Below are 18,563 nucleotides of genomic sequence, written 5' to 3'. Positions count from 1 at the left end.
TGCCTCCATGAGCATCGATGCGGTCATCTTCGACTGGGGCGGCACCCTGACTCGCTGGCACGACATCGACTTCCACGCCGAGTCACTCGCGCTGGCCCAAGCGGTGCGGGCAGCCGGGGACGAGGACCATCACGTGAACGCGGCCGCTCTGCACGCGGCCGGCGAGTCGATCTGGGGTCGCAGTCGCGACCACCAGCAGAGCTCCACGGTCGGCGACCTGTTCACCCAGGCCGGCCTCGAGCACGACCCGGAGCTGCTGACCGCCTACTACGAGTTCTGGGAACCGCACACCTACACCGACCCGGAGGTGGCGCCCCTGTTCTCCAGGCTGCGGGACCAGGGGATCAGGGTGGGAGTGCTGTCGAACACGATCTGGCCGCGCGAGTGGCACCGCGACTTCTTCCGCCGCGACGGGGTGCTCGATCTGATCGACGGTGACGTCTACAGCAGTGAGATCCCCTGGACCAAGCCGGCTCCGGAGGCCTTCGGTGCTGCCATGGCCGCGGTGGGCGTGAGTGACCCGGGACGCTGTGTCTACGTCGGGGACCGTCTCTACGACGACATCTGGGGAGCACACAACGCCGGGATGCGGGCCATCCACATCCCACACAGTGACATCCCCTCGAGTCAGGTCGGCCACAGCGAGGGTGAGCCGGATGCGGTGGCTCACAGCCTCGGCGAGATTCCGGCACTCATCGGTCACTGGCGCTGACCCGCGAGCGGGCAGTCAGTTGAATGTTTGACATTGCAACTTTGTGCAATGCAGGAATCTGAGGGTCATTCCGGGTCCCCAAGGGCGCACAGGTGATGAATCATCGTGAACACCGCTGCAGCCTCCCACCTGCGGTGGTGCTCAACCCATCCGGAAGCGGCTCAGCGGTCCGCGAACTCGGCGAGGCCGGGGAAGATCTCGGGACTTCCCCGGTAGTCGAGTCCGCGGACCGCCGCATCCGTCAGGGCCCCGATCGCCCAGCGGCGCTGCGAGTCGTAGGTGCCCGCCACCAGCTCGGCGTACAGCCCGGCGCAGCGGCTCTCGATCTCGCGGGCCGCCCGGTTCACCTTCGTCGGCGTCGAGGCGTCGTTGGGGAGGTCATAGGCAGCGGCCGCGGCGGCCGGGACCACGCCGAGGTCGCGGATCATGGAGATGAGTTGGTCGCGACGTGAGCGGTGCACGCCGTAGCTCCTGGTGAGGGTCTCGAACAGCAACGGCTGGGACGACCGTGACGTCTGGCCACCCAGCACGGCATAGAGCCACACCGCTGCGTGCTCACCGCTCAGCGTGGACTGGAGGGACTCCAGGGTCGTGGGCATCAGCGACCTACCCGAGACAGCAGCGTCAGGTGCTGGGCAGTGGCTGCCGACATGCTCGCGAACAGCCGCGCCAGAGGTCCGCTGTCGGCGTCCCCGGCCCACTCGGCGAGCTGACGCTGGAGGGTGACCTCGTGACGGCGTACGACCGAGACGGCCAGCGAGCGCCGCTCCGGCACCTCACCGGACGGCGCGGCCACCGCATCCGGGGCCGACTCGGCCAGGACCAGGTCGTGGGCCTCATGCATCGCGACCAGCGATTCCATGATCGCGCCCAGCCCGGGATGCGCGGCACCGGTGCGACGCGCGAGGTCCGTGATCCCCAACAACTCAGCGCGCGCCTGCTCGACGAGCGATGCGTCCAGGTCCGGACTGGCGCTCGCCGACGGCATGCCCGTGGAGGGTCCGGAGGAGTCACCCGATCCGGTCTGTCCTTCGGTTCCGGTGCAGCCGGCGGCCGCCAGCAGTGCCACACCCAGGCTCGCGCGACGAGTGAGCTGCAGGGCGCTTCGACTGGACACGGACCCGACCCTACAAGTCGCAGGTCGATGGCCGGTCGGCTGCGCAGGAGCCGGTAGGCTGGCTGGAACAACAACACAAGGAGGTCGGATCGCGTGAGCAAACAGGACGCCGCCTGCGAGCGCATCGAAGCGGAACTTCACGACCCCTTGTCCGCCCTGGGCCTGGATGTCGAGGCCGTGGAGCTCACTCCCGCCGGCAAGCGCCGCGTGCTGCGTGTCGCCGTGGACAAGGACGGCGGAGTGACCATGGACGACGTCGCCGCTGCCACGAAGCAGATCTCGGCCGTCCTGGACGCCTCCGACACCCTGGGCGAGCAGCCCTACACCCTCGAGGTCACCTCGCGGGGCGTCGATCGTCCCCTGACCCTCCCTCGACACTGGCGTCGCAACGCCGACCGCCTGGTCAAGCTCGACCTGGTCGACAGTGGCGACGTGCTCGGCCGCATCTCCGCGAGTGACGAGGAGTCGGTGACCCTCGAGGTCGACGGCACGTCGCGCACCTTCCCCTACACGACGATCGCTCGCGCGAAGGTCCAGATCGAGTTCAACCGCAGAGCAGTCGAGGAGGACTGATGGACATCGACCTGAGCATCCTCAGGATGCTGGAGCGTGAGAAGGAGATCTCCTTCGACGTGCTCGTGGAGGCCATCGAGCAGGCCCTTCTCACGGCGTACCACAAGACACCCGGTGCCCAGCCCCGGGCGCGGGTGACCCTGGACCGCAAGAGCGGGCACGTGACGGTGATGGCGGCCGAGCTGGACGAGGAGGGCAACCTCGTCACGGAGTACGAGGACACGCCCGAGGGGTTCGGTCGGATCGCCGCGACGACGGCCAAGCAGATCATGCTGCAGCGGTTGCGCGACGCCGAGGACGAGCTGCGGTTCGGAGAGTTCTCGGGCAAGGAGGGCGACATCGTCTCGGGTGTCATCCAGCAGGGACGCAACCCCGATGACGTGATGATCGACCTCGGCAAGCTCGAGGCGCTGTTGCCGCTGGGGGAGCGGGTCCCCGGGGAGCGCTACGAGCACGGCGAGCGGATCAAGTGCATCGTCATCAGCGTGCGCAAGGGCATGCGCGGTCCCCAGATCACGCTGTCGCGCTCGCACCCCAACCTGGTGCGACGACTGTTCGCGCTCGAGGTTCCCGAGATCGCCGACGGCACGGTGCAGATCGCCGCGATCGCGCGCGAGGCGGGACATCGCACCAAGATCGCCGTCTTCACCACCACTCCCGGGGTCAACGCCAAGGGGTCCTGCATCGGACCCATGGGCCAGCGGGTGCGCAACGTCATGGCCGAGCTGCACGGCGAGAAGATCGACATCGTCGACTTCTCCGAGGACCCGGCCGAGATGGTGGCCCACGCCCTGTCGCCCGCCCAGGTCTCCAAGGTCGAGATCGTCGACCTCGCCGCCCGCTCTGCTCGCGTGGTCGTCCCCGACTTCCAGCTGTCGCTGGCCATCGGCAAGGAGGGGCAGAACGCCCGCCTGGCCGCCCGCCTCACAGGGTGGCGGATCGACATCCGCTCCGACGAGGCACCGGACCCCGCCTGAGGCCCCTTCTCAACCCCAGCGGGTGACCACCCAGTCGTCGGCGTCGATGCGCAGCTCGACGCTCGCGGTGTTCGCCAGTGGGGCGGGGACCACCGTGCCGAGCCTGGCCAGCACGGGAAGCGCGAGCCGGACGATCCCGCCGTGGCTGACCACCAGCACCGTCTCGCCCCGGTGCAGGTCGGCGATCTCGGCGCAGCTGGCCCGCATCCGCTCCACGACCTCGTGACCGTTCTCCGCGCCGGGGATGCGGACGTCGAGCTCGCCGGACAGCCAGCGTGCGTAGGTGGTCGCGAACGGGTCCTGCGACATGGGCGAGCCCGCGAAGTCACCGCAGTCGAACTCACGCAGGCCCTCCCGGGTGGTGACGGCCCGCCCCAGTCCCGACGCCGCGATCTCGGCGGTCTGCACCGCACGGGACCGGGTGCTCGTCCAGACGGCGGCCACACCGCTCGCCGCCAGCGACTCCCCGAGTCGTCGCGACTGCTCGCGCCCCGTTGAGGTCAGGCTGCCGCCGGCATCGCTCCAGCGGTCGCTCTCGTACTCCGCCGCGCCATGACGGGCGATGATGAGGGTGGCCGCGCACTGCAGGTCGCTCACCGGGTCTCCCGGACGCGAGCTGGCTCGAGGACCATCTGGTCGAGGGGCACGTGGTCAGCCTAGGCCCGGGCGCAGGCACGGGCCACCCGCTGCCTGGGACAGCCGGTTCGTTGTTGCGGGCGGGACGCGATAGACTCCTCTGTGGTGGTTCACGAACTCATCTCCCCTGCCCGGACTTCGCCTGATCCTGTCCGGACGTGTGTGGGGTGCCGGGAGCGGACTGCCAGGAGCGAGTTGCTGCGGGTCGTCGCAGGGACGGACGCTGACGGCCGACCGGTCGTGGTGCCCGACCCGGCAAGGACGGCCCCCGGTCGTGGGGCGCATCTGCACCCGACGCCCGCGTGCTACGACCTCGCCGCTCGCCGCAAGGCGTTCGCCAGGGCCCTTCGGGTCCCTGGGGCGCTGAACAGCGAGCCGGTGCGGATCCATCTTGCTCGCACCAACTGACCGTGATCGACCGAGAAGAAACTGGAGCAGCAGCTCATGAGCACTCGATGAGTTCTTTCCGATGAGCGTGCAACACCACTAGCGGTCCGAATCACCCCACCCGATCAACTGGGAGCCGGGGCTCGGACCAGAAGGAGAAGCGTGGCTAAGGTCCGAGTCCACGAACTCGCAAAAGAGTTCAACGTCGAGAGCAAGTTCGTTCTCGAAAAGCTCAAGGAGATGGGGGAGTTCGTCAAGTCGGCATCGTCGACGGTCGAGCCCCCTGTCGAAATGCGCTTCAAGAAGGAGTACGGCGACAAGCTGAAGGCAGCTGCCGCCACTGCTCCCGCGCCGGAGGCACCTGCCCCGGCCGCGCCTGCGCCGGCGGTACCGTCCGAGCCGGCAACGTCCGCCAGCCCGGCGACGCCAGCGCCAGCTCCGGCAGCTCCGGCCCCGGCCTCGTCGGCGCCTGCTGCCGGCTTCGAGGCGCCGTCGGCCCCTCGGCCCGGCCCCAAGCCAGGTCCTCGCAAGCCCGAGCCTGAGGCTGCCCCCGAGGTCGCTCCGGTGGCCCCGGCCGCCCCGGCTGCCTCCACGGAGGCCGAGACGGCTGCTCCGGCGCCGCGCGCACCGGCCCCGCGTCCGTCGGCTCGTCCCGGTGCTCCTCGTCCGGGCAACAACCCGTTCGCGCCCAGCCAGGGCATGGGTCGTCGACCGGCTCCCGCCGACCGCGGCCCTGCTGCTCCCGGCGGCCCGGCCGCACCGGGTGCCCCGGCTGCTCCCGGCACTCCGGGCGACCAGCGAGCACCGCGTCCGCCGGCCGGTCGCGATGGCGGATCCGCGGGTGCCGCCCGTCCCGGGATGCCGCGCCCCAACCCGGCCATGATGCCCAAGTCTCCTGCCGCCTTCGGCTCGGGTCCCGGAGGCCGTCCCGGCCCCGGTGGTCCCGGCGGTCGTGGCGGCGCTCCCGGCCGTCCGGCTCCCGGTGGTCGTGGCGGTGCTCCGGCCCGCGGCGGCGCTCCGGGCGGTGCTGGTGCCGGTGCTCCCGGTCGTGGCGGAGCCCCCGGCTCCTTCGGTCCGCCCGGTGGCGGCCGTCCCGGTGGTGGCCGTCCCGGTCAGGGTGGTCGTGGCCAGACCCAGGGCGCCTTCGGACGCCCCGGAGGTCCCTCGCGTCGTGGTCGCAAGTCGAAGCGCGCTCGTCGCCAAGAGTTCGAGCAGATGCAGGCGCCGACGATCGGTGGCGTCCGCGTCCGCAAGGGCGACGGCGAGACCATTCGCCTGGCCCGCGGTTCCTCGCTGACCGACTTCGCCGAGAAGATCGGCGTCGACGCCGCAGCCCTCGTGCAGATGCTCTTCAGCCTCGGCGAGATGGTGACCGCAACCGAGTCGGTCAACGACGAGACGCTGGAGTTGTTGGGCGAGGAGCTCAACTACATCATCCAGGTGGTCTCGCCCGAGGACGAGGACCGCGAGCTGCTGGAGTCCTTCGACCTCGAGTTCGGTGAGGACGAGGGCGACGAGAGCGACCTGGTCGTCCGTCCGCCGGTCGTGACCGTCATGGGTCACGTCGACCACGGAAAGACCAAGCTGCTCGATGCCCTGCGCAACGCCAACGTCGTCGACAAGGAGGCCGGTGGCATCACGCAGCACATCGGTGCCTACCAGGTCGCCACCGACGTCGACGGCACCGAGCGTCGGATCACCTTCATCGACACACCCGGTCACGAGGCGTTCACCGCCATGCGTGCCCGTGGCGCGCAGGCCACCGACATCGCGATCCTCGTGGTCGCGGCTGACGATGGCGTGATGCCGCAGACGGTCGAGGCGCTCAACCACGCCAAGGCTGCCGGGGTCCCGATCGTGGTCGCGGTCAACAAGATCGACAAGCCCGACGCCGATCCGACCAAGGTCCGCGGTCAGCTGACCGAATACGGTCTGGTGCCCGAGGAGTACGGCGGCGACGCGATGTTCGTCGACGTCTCGGCCAAGTCCGAGCTCAACCTGGACAAGCTGCTCGAGGCGGTCATCCTGACGGCCGATGCCTCGCTCGACCTGCGTGCCAACCCGACCCAGGATGCCCAGGGTCTGGTCGTGGAGGCCCACCTGGACCGCGGTCGCGGCCCGGTCGCCACGGTGCTGGTCCAGCGCGGCACGCTGCGCGTGGGTGACTCGATCGTGGCCGGTCCTGCCTACGGGCGGGTCCGGGCGCTGCTCGACGAGCACGGCGAGAACATCGAGGAGGCGACCCCGTCGCGTCCCGCGATGGTGCTCGGCCTCACCGCGGTCCCGGGAGCGGGTCAGAACCTGATCGTCGTCGACGACGACCGCATGGCACGACAGATCGCTGAGAAGCGGGAGTCGCGTGAACGCGCGGCCATGCAGGCCAAGCGTCGCGTGCGCCGTACCCTCGAGGACTTCATGGCCTCCATGGAGAAGGGCGAGAGCCAGGAGCTCAACCTCATCCTCAAGGGCGACGTGTCCGGTTCGGTCGAGGCCCTCGAGGACTCGCTGGCCCAGATCGACGTCGGGGCCGAGGTCAGCCTGCGGGTCATCGACCGCGGTGTCGGTGCGATCACCGAGACCAACGTCGACCTCGCCGCCGCTTCCGACGCGATCATCATCGGCTTCAACGTCAGGCCCCAGGGCAAGGCGAGCCAGATGGCCGACAAGGAAGGTGTCGAGATTCGCTACTACTCGGTCATCTACCAGGCGATCGAGGAGATCGAGGCAGCGCTCAAGGGCATGCTCAAGCCCGAGTACGAAGAGGCTGTGCTCGGCCAGGCCGAGATCCGCGACATCTTCCGGTCCTCCAAGATCGGCAACATCGCGGGCTGCATGGTCACCTCCGGCACGATCCGGCGCAACGCCAAGGCGCGCCTGCTCCGTGACGGTCAGGTGGTCGCTGACAACCTCGACCTCGCCTCGCTCAAGAGGGAGAAGGACGATGCCTCCGAGGTCCGCGAGGGCTTCGAGTGTGGTCTGGTGCTGAAGAACTTCCAGGACATCAAGCTCGGCGATGTCGTGGAGTCCTTCGAGATGCGCGAGATCCCGCGCAGCTGATGCAACGACCCGTCGCAGATGTACACGCCACGTGTGCATCTGCGACGGGTCACCGGCTTCTCGCAGGTACATCTGCGACAGGTCGGCGAATGAGATGGAGTGAAGGACATGGCCAATCCCCGCGTGCGCAAGATCGCTGACCGCATCCAGGTCATCGTCGCCGAGATGCTCGAGCGCCGGATCAAGGACCCGCGACTGGGGTTCGTCACGATCACCGACGTCCGCCTGACCGGTGACAACCAACAGGCCACGGTGTTCTACACCGTCCTGGGAGGCGAGGAGGAGATGGCCGCGACCGCTGCCGCCCTCGAGTCCGCGAAGGGCGTCCTTCGCTCCGAGGTCGCCAAGCAGCTCGGCATGCGCATCTCGCCCACGCTCACCTTCATCCACGACGCGCTGCCGGAGACCGCCCGCGCCCTGGACGAGGTGCTGGCCCGCGCCAAGGCACAGGACGAGGCCGTCGCAGCCGCCCGCGGCTCGACGTACGCCGGGGAGGCCGACCCCTACAAGAAGCCGCACGAGGACACCGACGAAGCGGACGACGACGAGAAGTGACCTCCACCGGACCGGTCTCCGGTCTCGTCGTCGTCGACAAGCCCACCGGCATCACCTCGCACGACGTGGTGGCTCGGGTACGCCGACTGGCCGGCACCCGCAAGGTGGGTCATGCCGGCACGCTCGACCCGATGGCGACCGGGGTGCTCGTCGTGGGCATCAACCGGGCGACCCGGCTGCTGGGCCATCTGATGCTCACCGAGAAGGCCTACGACGCGACGATCCGGCTCGGAGTGGCCACCACCACCGACGACGCCGAGGGCGACGTGGTTTCCACGAGTGACGCCGCCCACGTCGATGACCGCGCGATCCGTGCAGCTCTGACAGCGTTCGTCGGCGATATCGACCAGGTTCCGACCGCAGTCTCCGCGATCAAGGTCGACGGCAAGCGGGCCTACCAACGCGTGCGCGATGGCGAGAGCGTGCAGCTGGCGTCCCGCCGGGTGCGCGTGCACGCGCTCGACGTGACCGGAGTGGTCTCGAGGGGCTCGACCACGGACGTCGACGTCTCGGTGCGGTGTTCGAGCGGCACCTACATCCGTGCGATCGCCCGGGACCTCGGAGCGGCCCTCGGGGTCGGCGGCCATCTCACCGCACTCCGGCGCACCGCGGTCGGCTCGTTCGACCTGTCGCGGTCGCACACCTTGGAGGAGCTCGCGAACGACTTCACGATGATCCCCATCGCGGAGGCCGCGCGAGCCAGCTTCCCCGTGCTCGACCTGGACGACGCCCAGGCTGGTGACGTGCGGGTTGGCCGTCGACTGGAGATCGCCCTGGCGGGGCTGACCGCCGTCTTCGCACCTGACGGTGAGTTCCTGGCGCTCTACGAGCCCCGTGCCGACCACGCTCGGGCTGTCGCCGTCTTCACCGGATAGACCCGGAGCGGCAGCTCCCGGGTGCTGTCGAGGGCCATTTCATCGGTGACCTCGGCCGTGTGGGAGGCTGTCGGCCGTGCAGACATGGCGATCGCTCGGCGAGATTCCGGCCGACCTGGGGCGCACGGTCGTGACGATCGGCAACTTCGACGGCGTGCATCTCGGCCACCGGACGGTGATCCGGCGGGCGGTAGAGGAGACCGCGAAGCTGGCCGCCGACCGACTGGTGGCGGTGACCTTCGACCCGCACCCGATGGCCGTGCTGAGACCAGAGCACGCGCCCACCAGCCTGACCTCCATCGAGACCAGGGTCGCCCTGCTGGCCGACGTCGGTGTGGACGCCGTACTCGTCCTGCCCTTCGATCTGGACGTCGCGAGCTGGACGCCCGAGGAGTTCATCGAACGCATCCTGGTGGATGCCCTGCACGCGTCTGCCGTGGTTGTCGGAGCCAACTTCCGGTTCGGTCACCGCGCCGCCGGTGACGTGCGCACCCTGGCGGAGGTCGGGGAGACCCATGACTTCGTCGCTGTCGGGGTTGCCCTCGATGGCGGGCCGCAGGTGTGGTCCTCCACCTATGTCCGGACCTGCCTGGCGACCGGTGACGTGGCAGGCGCCGCCGAGGCGCTGGGACGGCCCTTCAGCGTCCGCGGCATCGTGGTCCGAGGTGACCAACGCGGTCGCGAGCTGGGCTACCCCACGGCCAACGTGCCGACCAACGCCATGGCCGCGGCCCCGTCAGACGGTGTCTACGCCGGGTGGCTCCGGCGCTGCGACAGCGGTGAGACGTTCCCGGCGGCCATCAGTGTGGGAACCAATCCGACCTTCGACGGCGAGCGCGAGCGCCGGGTGGAGAGTTACGTCCTGGATCGCACGGACCTGGAGCTGTACGGCGTCGAGGTCGAGGTGTCGTTCGTCGAGCGGCTGCGCGGGATGGTGAAGTTCGAGTCCATCGACGACCTGATCACCACCATGGGTGACGACGTCGAACGGGCCCGGGCGCTGCTCGGTGGCTGATTCGCTCGCGACCCGGCAGGCGGCGGAGTCGTGGTTCGTCGACCACGGACTGCCGTACTTCGTCGATCATCTGCGCGATCGCGTGCGGGCGCGACTGGCACGTCGCCGGGTTATCCTGGTGCTCGGCACCGCCGCGGTCCTCGGCGCCGTCGGCGGGGTGCTGATCGGCCTTCTGTCCGACCCGAGCGCCGGCGCCACGAGCGCGCTGGGCACGGCGCTGGTCGTGGTCGGCCTCTACGCGCTCCGGGCCCTCGACGCCTGGCTGATCACCCGATGGGCACTGCGCCGGGCGTTCGCCAGTCTGGGGCTGCTGTTCCCCCTGGCCACTCGCGCGCTGCCGATGCTGTTGCTGTTCGTGACCTTCCTGTTCATCAACACCGAGGTCTGGCAGGTCGCCTCGCACCTGGTCGGCGGTGTCCTGTGGGGCACGGTGCTCCTGTTCGGTCTCGCAGCGGTCGGCTTCCTGCTGGTCCGGCTGACCGAGGAGCTCGACGAGTACGACGACGAGATCGACGCCGACGAGCTGGTGCAGCTGTGCCAGGGGACGCCGCTGGCACATGCCGCGGTCACGATCGCCGCCGACGCCCCCGACCTCAGCGGTCAGTCCGAGGTACGGGGCCTCGAGAAGGCCAACCTGGTGCTGGTGCTGCTCATCACCCAGGCCGTGCAGGTGCTGCTCCTGGCCCTGGCCGTCTTCGGGTTCTTCCTGGTCTTCGGGTCGGTCGCCATCGACGACGCAGTCATCGAGGCGTGGATCGGGCGGCCGCCGTCGTACCCCTTCGGGCCGCACCTGGTCAGCGTCGAGCTGGCCAAGGTCTCGGTCTTCCTCGCCGCGTTCAGTGGCCTGTACTTCACCGTGTACGCCGTCACCGACGCGACGTACCGCAAGCAGTTCTTCACCGCGATCATGCGCGAACTTGCCCAGGTGGTCAGCGCCAGGGTCGCCTACCGCCACCTGCGCGACTGAGCCGGGCCGCCCCGACGGACGGCCCGGCTCGGTGGTCGTGGGTCAGGCGTCGAGGTCGGACTCGACCATGGCAGCGATCGCGTCCACCGCGGCCTGGTCCTCGCCGGAGACCTCGACGGTGTCGCCATTGCCGGCGCCCAGCGTCATGATCATCAGCGAGGAGCTGGCGTCCACCGGCTCGTCCCCGGGAAGCCCGATGAAGACATCGGACCCGAGCTCGCCGGCGGCCTCCGAGATGAGCGCGGCCGGGCGAGCGTGCAGTCCGACGGACGAGCCGACGACAACGGTCTTGGTGGGCATGTGGAACTCCTTCTGGTGGGGTGGGGTGATTCAGACGGTGGCGACGTCGACATCGGCAGCGGTGCGACCGATCGACTTGAGGGCGACGACTCCGACCGCACCGACCAGCACACCGGCGGCGAGCGCGATCAGGTAGCCCAGCACGTTGCTGACGGCGAACAGGACGAAGATGCCGCCGTGTGGAGCGCGGACCCCGACGTCCAGGGCCTGGGAGAGACCACCGGTGACCGCGCTGCCGAGCATGATCGCCGGGATCACGCGCAGCGGGTCAGCCGCGGCGAACGGGATCGCACCCTCGGTGATGAAGCTGGCGCCGAGCAACCAGCCTGCCTTGCCGTTCTCTCGTTCGGCGGGCGTGAAGAGCTGGGGTCGCACGACGGTCGCCAGGGCGAGCGCGATGGGCGGCACCATTCCTGCGAGCATCACGGCAGCCATGATCTTCAGCTGGGGTGCGTCACTGGCCAGGGAGGCCGCACTGCCGACGCCGGCCGCGGCGAACGAATAGGCGACCTTGTTGATGGGGCCACCCATGTCGAAGGCCATCATGAGGCCCAGGATGACCCCGAGGAGTACGGCGCTGCTGCCGCTCATGGAGTTGAGGCCGTCGTTCAACTGGGTCATCAGCCAGCTGATGGGCTTGCCGAACACCACGATCATGAGCATGCCCGCGACGATGGAGGTGACCAGGGGGATGACCAGCACGGGCATCAGGCCCCGTGCCCAGGAGGGCACCTTGCGCTGGGTGATCCAGTGCGCGATGACTCCGGCGAGCACGCCTCCCACGATGGCCCCGAGGAAGCCGGTCGCCGGCAGTGCGGTGGGGCTGTCGCCGCTGCTCTGGACACCGAAGAGGTTGACCGCGAGACCACCCATGACGAAGCCGGGGGCGATGCCCGGGCGATCGGCGATCGCGTAGGCGATGTAACCGGCCAGCGCGGGGATGAAGAGCATGAACGCGGTCTTGCCGATGATGAAGAAGAGCGCGCCGATGTAGGCCATCAACCCGGATCCGAACAGCGCGTGCTCCAGCCCGAGCGCCTTGGTGTCGGGAAGATCGAAGAGCGTGTTGTTGACCGCGATGTCTCCGTAGGGCCCGACGATCTCGTAGCCGCCCAACAGGAAGCTCAGGGCGATGAGGAGGCCGCCCGCGGCTACGAACGGGATCATGTAGGACACACCGGTCATGAGGACCCTGCGGGTCCGACCGCCCCAGGTCTCGCCGCCGCCACCACCTTCACCTGCGCCGGCGGCCGAGGCGTCGCCCTCGACGCGTGGCGGGTTGGGCTCATCGGCGTAGCGCAGCGCCTCGGCGATCATGCTGTCCGCGTCGTCGATCGGGCGCTTGACCCCCGAGGAGACGAGTGGCTTGCCGGCGAAGCGGGCGCGGTCGCGCACGCCGACGTCGACCGCGAAGATGGCGGCGTCGGCTGCGGCGATCGTGGCCGGAGCCAGGGGAGTGGAGCCGGCCGATCCCTGGGTCTCGACGTGGATGTCGACACCGGCGCGCAACGCCGCGGCCTCCAGAGCCTCGGCAGCCATGTAGGTGTGGGCGATGCCGGTGGGGCAGGCGGTGACCGCGACCAGGCTACGCCGCGCTGCGTGCGCGGGCGGCTTCTCCGTCGAGGTGGCCGTGGTGGGCGACGTGGGAGCAGCCGCTGCCGCGGCGGGCGCCGCGGCAGGGGCGGGTTCGAGCACGGCCATGACCAGCGACACGACCTCGTCAGCGGTCTCGGCGTCGCGCAGCGAGTCGGTGAACGCGGGCTTGACCAGGGCGCGCGCCAGCTTGGTGAGCAGCTGCAGGTGGGTGGCGTCGCCGCCCGCCGGAGCGGCGATCAGGAAGGCCAGGTCGGCCGGTCCGTCCTTGGCTCCGAAGTCCACCTCCGGCTGGAGTCGGGCGAACGCCAGCGTCGGCTCGCTCACCCCCGTCGTACGGCAGTGGGGGATGGCGATGCCACCCGGCAGCCCCGTGGCTGACGTCTCCTCGCGAGCGAACGCGTCTGCGATCAGCTGGTCCACGTTGTCGGAGCGTCCTGCTCCGGCGACGAGCGCTGCCAGGGACCGGATCGCCGCGTGCTTGTCGGCGCCCAGGTCGGCATCGAGGCTGACGAGTTCAGCGGTGATGAGATCGGACATTTCACCCTCCTTGGGTGAGATCGAGCTCGCGAACCGAGACCAGCTCGGGCCGGACCTGCGACGGGATGGGAATGGTGGTGCCGGGCAGTCCAGCCGCCGCGCTGCCGTAGGCCACGGCCAGTGCGAGCCGCTGGGCGGGATCGCGTTGCTTGACTTCCCCCAGAAGGTATCCGAAAAGGCTGCTGTCGCCAGCCCCCACCGTGCTCACGACGGTGGTCGGAGGCGGCGCGGCGTGCCATGCCCCGTCACGGTTGACGAGCACGGCGCCGTGCTTGCCCAACGTGGCCAGGACCGTCTCGACTCCCTGATCGACGAGCGTGCGGGCGGCCGAGGCGGCCTGGGCGGGATCGGACTCCAGCACATCAGGATCGCCACCGGTGAACGATGCGAGCTCCTCCCCGTTGGGTTTCATCAGGTGTGGCGGCGCCACGGCGAGCCGGGCCACCAGCTCGCGCAACGGCGCGTCACTGGTGTCGACCGCCACGCGTGCCGACGTGCGGCGCAGGACGCCGACCAGGTGGGAGTACCACTCGGCCGGGGCACCCGGCGGCAGCGATCCGGCCAGGACGATCCAGTCGGCAGCCCCGGCGCGGCGACGCAGAGCCCCCTCGAGGTCGGCCAGGACAGCGGGCGTGACCTCGGTGCCTGGACTGTTGAGCTTGGTGGTGGTGCCGTCGGGCTCGGTGATGGTGATGTTGACGCGGAGGTCGCCGGTGCTCGGCACCGGCCGACAGTCGATGCCTGCGGCGAGCAGCTCGATGACGAACGGGTCGTCCTTGGCCGCGGGAAGCACCGCGATCGAGGGCAGCCCGGCCGACACGGCCGCGCGGGAGATGTTGACTCCCTTGCCGCCTGCCTGGGAGGTGACGGACAGGGTGCGGATGACCGCACCACGCACGAGCGGTCCGCTCAGCTGAACGGTCCGGTCATGACTGGGATTGGCGGTCAGAGTGACGATCATGCGACCACGACCTCGATTCCGGCGCGACTCAGCGCGTCCTTGTCGGCTTCCGCGATCCGGCTGTCGGTCACGAGTACGTCCACCTCGGCGAGGGTGGCGAAGCGAATGGGGGTCTCGACCATGATCTTGTCGGCATCGGCGAGCACGACGACCTGGCGGGCACAGCCGACCATCGCCCGTTTCGCGGCGGCCTCGTCACGGTCGGGGGTCGACAGACCGTGCTCGACCGAGATCCCGTTGGTGCCGATGAAGGCGAGGTCGGCCCGAAGCCCGTCGAGGGCCAGGACGGTCTCGGGACCGACGGCGGCCTGGGTGTTGGACCGGACCCGGCCGGGCAGGAGGTGCAGCTCGATCTGCGGCAGCATCGCCAGCCTGGCCGCGACGGGGACGGCATGGGTCACGATGGTGAGCGGGTGGTCGCGGGGCAGGTAGGCGGCGATGCGCGAGGTGGTCGATCCGGCATCCAGCACGACGGTCGAGCCCGGCGGCGGCAGGAGTGCGATGGCGGCCGCGGCGATCCGGTCCTTCTCTGCGGTGTTGGCCGAGTCGCGGTCGGCCAGGGCAGCCTCGATCGCGATCAGGGTGCCCGCCGGGACGACGCCACCGTGCACCCGTCTGACCAGGCCCATCCGCTCCAGGGTGGAGAGGTCGCGGCGCACCGTCTCGGTGGTGACGTCGTACTGGTCAGCAAGCTCGTTCACCGATAGCCTGCCTCGACGGGTGACCAACTGGGCGATGGCCTGCTGACGCTCCTCGGCATACATGCTGACGGCCCTCACCTCCCCAATCCGCACACCTCAAGAATCTTTGTATGTGTTGTTTTACGCCCGAATGTGTTGACTGTCAAGGGGAGAGTGGGGTTAACTTGTGACCATGGTCACTGCTTCTGAGTCCGGTTCGGGCGTGCTCCAGGGCACTCCAGTCGTCACCGGGGTTGCCTTCGGGCCGGCCCTGATCGTCCGCGGAGAGGTCTCCGCCGAGGCCGTCGAGCGCTTCGGCGCCGGCCCCTTCGCTGACGCCGAAGCGGCCCTCGCGGCGTACGACGGTGCGGCCGGTGCCGTGGCCGACGGCTTCACGCGCAAGGCGGACAAGGCCGTCGGTGCGGCGGCCGAGGTGCTGACCGCCAGTGCCGGCCTGGCCCGCGACAAGGGCCTGCGCGGTGCCGTTCGCAAACACCTCAACACCGGCTCCTCGCTCGTGGCCAGTGTCCACGACGCCGTCGAGCAGTTCGTCGAGATCTTCACCCAGATGGGCGGCCTCATGGCCGAACGGGCCACCGACCTGCGCGACATCGAGCGCCGCATCGTCGCCCATGTCATCGGCGAGCCCGAGCCAGGCGTCCAGCTCCCCGAGGTGCCCTCGGTGCTGGTCGCGGAGGACCTCGCCCCGTCCGACACCGCCGGGCTCGACCCTGCCGTCGTGCTGGCGCTGGTCACCGAGCGCGGCGGACCCACGAGCCACACAGCGATCATCGCCCGCCAGCTCGGCATCCCCTGTGTCGTGGGCACTCCCGGGTGCCTCGACCTGCCGGTGGGCCTCGACGTCCTGGTGGACGGCACTGCGGGCACCATCACCTCCGGGGTCGATCCGGCCGAGGCCGCCACGCGCGTCGCCGCGGACAAGGAGATGCGTGCCGCGTCGGCCAGCTGGTCCGGCCCCGGCCAGACCGCTGACGGGACCGCGGTGAAGATCCTGGCCAACGTCGCCGACGGCGCCTCGGCGCGCGGGGCCGCCAGCGCACCGGTGCAGGGCGTGGGCCTGTTCCGCACCGAGCTGTGCTTCCTGGACCAGAAGGAGGAGCCCACCGTCGAGGAGCAGGCTGACATCTACGCCGAGGTGCTCTCGGCCTTCTCCGAGGTCGGCTACGTCGTCATCCGCACCCTGGACGCCGGTTCCGACAAGCCGGTCGCGTTCGCGACCCACGTCGGGGAGGAGAACCCGGCGCTGGGTGTTCGTGGCCTGCGGTTGTCCTTCGACAACCCCGGTCTCATGGACCGCCAGCTCGATGCGATCGCGCTGGCCGCAGAACGCACCGGCACCGAGACGTGGGTGATGGCGCCGATGGTCGCCACGGTCGCCGAGGCTGCCGACTTCGCCGCCAAGGTCCGCACCCGAGGCCTCAAGGCGGGGGTGATGGTCGAGGTTCCTTCTGCCGCGCTGCTCGCCCACCGGATGCTCGAGGTGGTCGACTTCCTGTCCATCGGCACCAACGACCTGACCCAGTACACGATGGCCGCCGACCGGATGGCCACCGATCTGGCCCACCTGACGGATCCCTGGCAGCCTGCGGTGCTGCAGCTCATCGCCATCACCGCCGAGGCCGGCAAGCAGGCCGGCAAGCCGGTGGGCATCTGCGGTGAAGCCGCTGCCGACCCGTTGCTGGCGTGTGCTCTGGTCGGGATGGGGATCACCTCGCTGTCGATGGCGGCGAAGGCCGTCAAGCCTGTGGGAGCGCAGTTGTCCCTGGTCGGCATGGACGCCTGTGAGGACGCCGCGGAGGCCGCCCTGTCCGCGGCCGACCCCATGGCCGGGCGCGCAGGAGTGCGGGCCGTGCTGGGCCTCTGAGGGCGCTCAGACCTGGAGCCAGGCCAGCACGGCCAGGACCCGGCGGTTGTCGTCGAGGGCGATCGGCAGGTCGAGCTTGGTGAAGATGTTGTTCGTGTGCTTGGCGACGGCCTTCTCGGTGATGAACAGCGCTGCTGCGATGGCCGCGTTCGAGCGTCCTTCGGCCATCAGCGCCAGCACCTCGCGCTCGCGTGGCGTCAGCCGCTCGACCGGCGCCTCCTGCTGGCGGGCCATGATCGTCGCGATCACCTCGGGGTCCAGGACGGTGCCACCAGCACCCACGCGCCGTACGCCGTCGACGAACTCACCGACGTCGGCGATCCGGTCCTTGAGCAGGTAGCCGATGGCGCCCTGGCCGCTGGCCAGCAGCTCGCGGGCATAGAGGCGTTCGACGTACTGCGAGAGCACCATGACCGGGAACCCGGGCCGGCGCGCCCGGGCGGCGATGGCGGCGCGCAGCCCCTCGTCGGTGAAGGTCGGTGGCAGGCGGACGTCGACGACTGCGGCGTCGAGGGTCGGGTCACCCAACGCGGCCTCCAGGTCGGCGGCATTGTCCACCGCTGCCACGATCGTGAAGTCGTGGGCCTCGAGCAGCCGGATCAGGCCGTCCCGGAGGAGGGCGTGGTCTTCGGCGAGGACAAGGCGCACGGCACCTCCAGCGTCACGATGGTCGGGCCCCGGTCGGGGCTGCTCACAGACATCGTGCCGTCGAACGCCGACAAGCGCCTCATCACCCCCGTCATCCCGGTCCCGCGAGCGGGGTCGGCGCCCCCGTCTCCGTCGTCCCCGACCACGGCGACGAGCCGACCGGCCCCGTGGGACAGCTCGACCCACGCGTGCCGCGCAGCGGCATGCTTGCCGACGTTGGCCAGGCACTCGGCCACGGCGAAGTAGACCGCTGACTCGACCGGTGCCGGCGGTCGACCTTCCAGCTGTGCGGTCACCGCTACCGGGAGCCCCATGTCGAGTGCGAGGGCCTGGACGGCGCCGGATAGGCCCCGGTCGGCCAGCACCGGAGGGTGGATCCCGCGGACCACGTCGCGCAGGTCGCCGAGAGCTGCGCCCGTGGTGGCACGGGCTTCGCTGACCATCTTGCGCGCCTGCTCCGGGTCGTGGGCGAACATCTCGTCAGCCATGCCCAGGCTCATGCTCAGCGCCACCAGCCGGGCCTGGGCGCCGTCGTGCAGGTCCCGCTCGATCCGCCTTAGCTCGGCAGCCGAATGGTCCAGGCTCTCGGCCCTGCTCTCGGTCAGGACCGCCACACGTTGCTCGAGATTCTCGGTGTGACCGTGGTTCAGGAACCATCGGTCGATGCTGCACCGGGCCCGCATGATCGGCTCGATCCCGTACCACCACAGCAGGCCGGTGACCACGATGACCAGCAACAGCACCACCAACAGCGACAACGCGAAGCCGGCCGTGACCGCGAACAGGGTCCACCCCAGGTCCCGCCACGTCATCGGGTCGCTCGCCCAGCTCCGCAACTGGGCGACACGACCGCCGGGCTGGCGGGGTCGGTAGGGCGAGGGAAGGGGATTGCCGAGTACGTCGTCGGCCATCGACCGGTGCCGGTCGGCCACCCAGCGACCCAGCGGGATGCTCACCAGCAACCTGCGCGATCCGCTGCTGGGGGTCATGGGCCCATCTTCGCTGATGCGCGGTCCCGGCACAGGGGTGCTGGGTCCACCCCCACACGGGGGCCTGCCGCCCCTGACGAGGGCAGCGCCCGTCGC

Annotated in this window: 19 protein-coding genes; 10 read left to right on the top strand and 9 right to left on the bottom strand. The window is 69.9% G+C overall.

Features of this window, described 5'->3' with window-relative positions:
• Positions 1-7: 7 nt before the first annotated feature.
• On the top strand, positions 8-712 hold the full coding sequence (locus AB7I40_RS00095) for an HAD family hydrolase (protein ID WP_428345390.1): 705 nt from the start codon (positions 8-10) through the stop codon (positions 710-712).
• A 161-nt stretch (positions 713-873) separates the two neighbouring features.
• Here the strand turns inward: AB7I40_RS00095 and AB7I40_RS00090 are convergent, their stop codons facing one another.
• Entirely contained in the window at positions 874-1,311 is a 438-nt protein-coding gene (locus tag AB7I40_RS00090; RefSeq protein ID WP_428345389.1) for a ferritin-like domain-containing protein, read from the bottom strand.
• Positions 1,311-1,829 carry a hypothetical protein gene (locus tag AB7I40_RS00085; protein ID WP_428345388.1) on the bottom strand — a complete coding sequence of 173 codons (519 nt, stop codon included), beginning with the start codon at positions 1,827-1,829 and terminating at the stop codon, positions 1,311-1,313. Before AB7I40_RS00085 ends, AB7I40_RS00090 begins: the two co-directional genes overlap by 1 nt.
• Positions 1,830-1,922: 93 nt before the next feature.
• Between AB7I40_RS00085 and rimP the strand changes: the two genes are divergently transcribed.
• Together rimP and nusA are read left to right on the top strand one after the other, a co-directional pair.
• Positions 1,923-2,402 (top strand): ribosome maturation factor RimP, encoded by a 480-nt coding sequence (gene rimP, locus AB7I40_RS00080; RefSeq protein ID WP_428345387.1) that lies wholly within the window; start codon positions 1,923-1,925, stop codon positions 2,400-2,402.
• A complete protein-coding gene (gene nusA / locus AB7I40_RS00075) occupies positions 2,402-3,379 on the top strand; it encodes a transcription termination factor NusA (RefSeq protein ID WP_428345386.1) in 978 nt (325 codons plus the stop codon). Before rimP ends, nusA begins: the two co-directional genes overlap by 1 nt.
• 9 nt (positions 3,380-3,388) lie before the next feature.
• Here the strand turns inward: nusA and AB7I40_RS00070 are convergent, their stop codons facing one another.
• Positions 3,389-3,976, bottom strand: a complete 588-nt coding sequence (locus AB7I40_RS00070; protein WP_428345385.1) for a histidine phosphatase family protein — start codon at positions 3,974-3,976, stop codon at positions 3,389-3,391.
• Positions 3,977-4,117: 141 nt separating this feature from the next.
• Here AB7I40_RS00070 and AB7I40_RS00065 point away from each other — a divergent pair, with 141 nt between their 5' ends.
• The 6 genes from AB7I40_RS00065 to AB7I40_RS00040 all read left to right on the top strand — a co-directional run bounded on the left by AB7I40_RS00065 (position 4,118) and on the right by AB7I40_RS00040 (position 10,871).
• Complete coding sequence (locus tag AB7I40_RS00065; protein WP_428345384.1) at positions 4,118-4,423, top strand: YlxR family protein; 306 nt, start codon at positions 4,118-4,120, stop codon at positions 4,421-4,423.
• 141 nt (positions 4,424-4,564) lie between these two features.
• Positions 4,565-7,459 (top strand): translation initiation factor IF-2, encoded by a 2,895-nt coding sequence (gene infB, locus AB7I40_RS00060; protein WP_428345383.1) that lies wholly within the window; start codon positions 4,565-4,567, stop codon positions 7,457-7,459.
• A 108-nt stretch (positions 7,460-7,567) separates the two neighbouring features.
• Complete coding sequence (gene rbfA / locus AB7I40_RS00055) at positions 7,568-8,014, top strand: 30S ribosome-binding factor RbfA (protein ID WP_428345382.1); 447 nt, start codon at positions 7,568-7,570, stop codon at positions 8,012-8,014.
• The gene (gene truB / locus AB7I40_RS00050; protein WP_428345381.1) at positions 8,011-8,889 is read left to right on the top strand and encodes a tRNA pseudouridine(55) synthase TruB; all 879 of its coding nucleotides are present in this window, start codon (positions 8,011-8,013) and stop codon (positions 8,887-8,889) included. The genes rbfA and truB overlap by 4 nt, the downstream gene beginning before the upstream one ends.
• Positions 8,890-8,965: 76 nt before the next feature.
• Positions 8,966-9,904, top strand: coding sequence for a bifunctional riboflavin kinase/FAD synthetase (locus AB7I40_RS00045; protein WP_428345380.1), 939 nt, complete (start codon positions 8,966-8,968; stop codon positions 9,902-9,904).
• The gene (locus AB7I40_RS00040; protein WP_428345379.1) at positions 9,897-10,871 is read left to right on the top strand and encodes a hypothetical protein; all 975 of its coding nucleotides are present in this window, start codon (positions 9,897-9,899) and stop codon (positions 10,869-10,871) included. Before AB7I40_RS00045 ends, AB7I40_RS00040 begins: the two co-directional genes overlap by 8 nt.
• A gap of 42 nt (positions 10,872-10,913) precedes the next feature.
• Here AB7I40_RS00040 and AB7I40_RS00035 read toward each other — a convergent pair whose 3' ends face one another.
• From AB7I40_RS00035 to AB7I40_RS00020, 4 genes are read right to left on the bottom strand one after another with little or no spacing between them, the layout of a single operon-like run.
• On the bottom strand, positions 10,914-11,171 hold the full coding sequence (locus AB7I40_RS00035; RefSeq protein WP_428345378.1) for an HPr family phosphocarrier protein: 258 nt from the start codon (positions 11,169-11,171) through the stop codon (positions 10,914-10,916).
• A 30-nt stretch (positions 11,172-11,201) separates the two neighbouring features.
• Positions 11,202-13,304 carry a PTS fructose transporter subunit IIABC gene (locus tag AB7I40_RS00030; protein WP_428345377.1) on the bottom strand — a complete coding sequence of 701 codons (2,103 nt, stop codon included), beginning with the start codon at positions 13,302-13,304 and terminating at the stop codon, positions 11,202-11,204.
• 1 nt (position 13,305) lies between these two features.
• A complete protein-coding gene (locus tag AB7I40_RS00025) occupies positions 13,306-14,265 on the bottom strand; it encodes a 1-phosphofructokinase family hexose kinase (RefSeq protein WP_428345376.1) in 960 nt (319 codons plus the stop codon).
• Positions 14,262-15,044 carry a DeoR/GlpR family DNA-binding transcription regulator gene (locus AB7I40_RS00020; RefSeq protein WP_428345375.1) on the bottom strand — a complete coding sequence of 261 codons (783 nt, stop codon included), beginning with the start codon at positions 15,042-15,044 and terminating at the stop codon, positions 14,262-14,264. The genes AB7I40_RS00025 and AB7I40_RS00020 overlap by 4 nt, the downstream gene beginning before the upstream one ends.
• Positions 15,045-15,138: 94 nt before the next feature.
• On the opposite strand from AB7I40_RS00020, the gene ptsP reads away from it, so the two are divergent.
• On the top strand, positions 15,139-16,830 hold the full coding sequence (ptsP, locus tag AB7I40_RS00015) for a phosphoenolpyruvate--protein phosphotransferase (RefSeq protein WP_428345374.1): 1,692 nt from the start codon (positions 15,139-15,141) through the stop codon (positions 16,828-16,830).
• A gap of 6 nt (positions 16,831-16,836) precedes the next feature.
• Here ptsP and AB7I40_RS00010 read toward each other — a convergent pair whose 3' ends face one another.
• Positions 16,837-17,478 carry a LuxR C-terminal-related transcriptional regulator gene (locus tag AB7I40_RS00010; RefSeq protein ID WP_428345373.1) on the bottom strand — a complete coding sequence of 214 codons (642 nt, stop codon included), beginning with the start codon at positions 17,476-17,478 and terminating at the stop codon, positions 16,837-16,839.
• On the bottom strand, positions 17,430-18,467 hold the full coding sequence (locus AB7I40_RS00005) for a histidine kinase (protein WP_428345372.1): 1,038 nt from the start codon (positions 18,465-18,467) through the stop codon (positions 17,430-17,432). The genes AB7I40_RS00010 and AB7I40_RS00005 overlap by 49 nt, the downstream gene beginning before the upstream one ends.
• Positions 18,468-18,563 lie beyond the last annotated feature (96 nt).

Source organism: Nocardioides sp. (assembly GCF_050246775.1).
Lineage (GTDB): Bacteria > Actinomycetota > Actinomycetes > Propionibacteriales > Nocardioidaceae > Nocardioides.
This window is presented reverse-complemented; position numbering and strand designations above follow the sequence as displayed.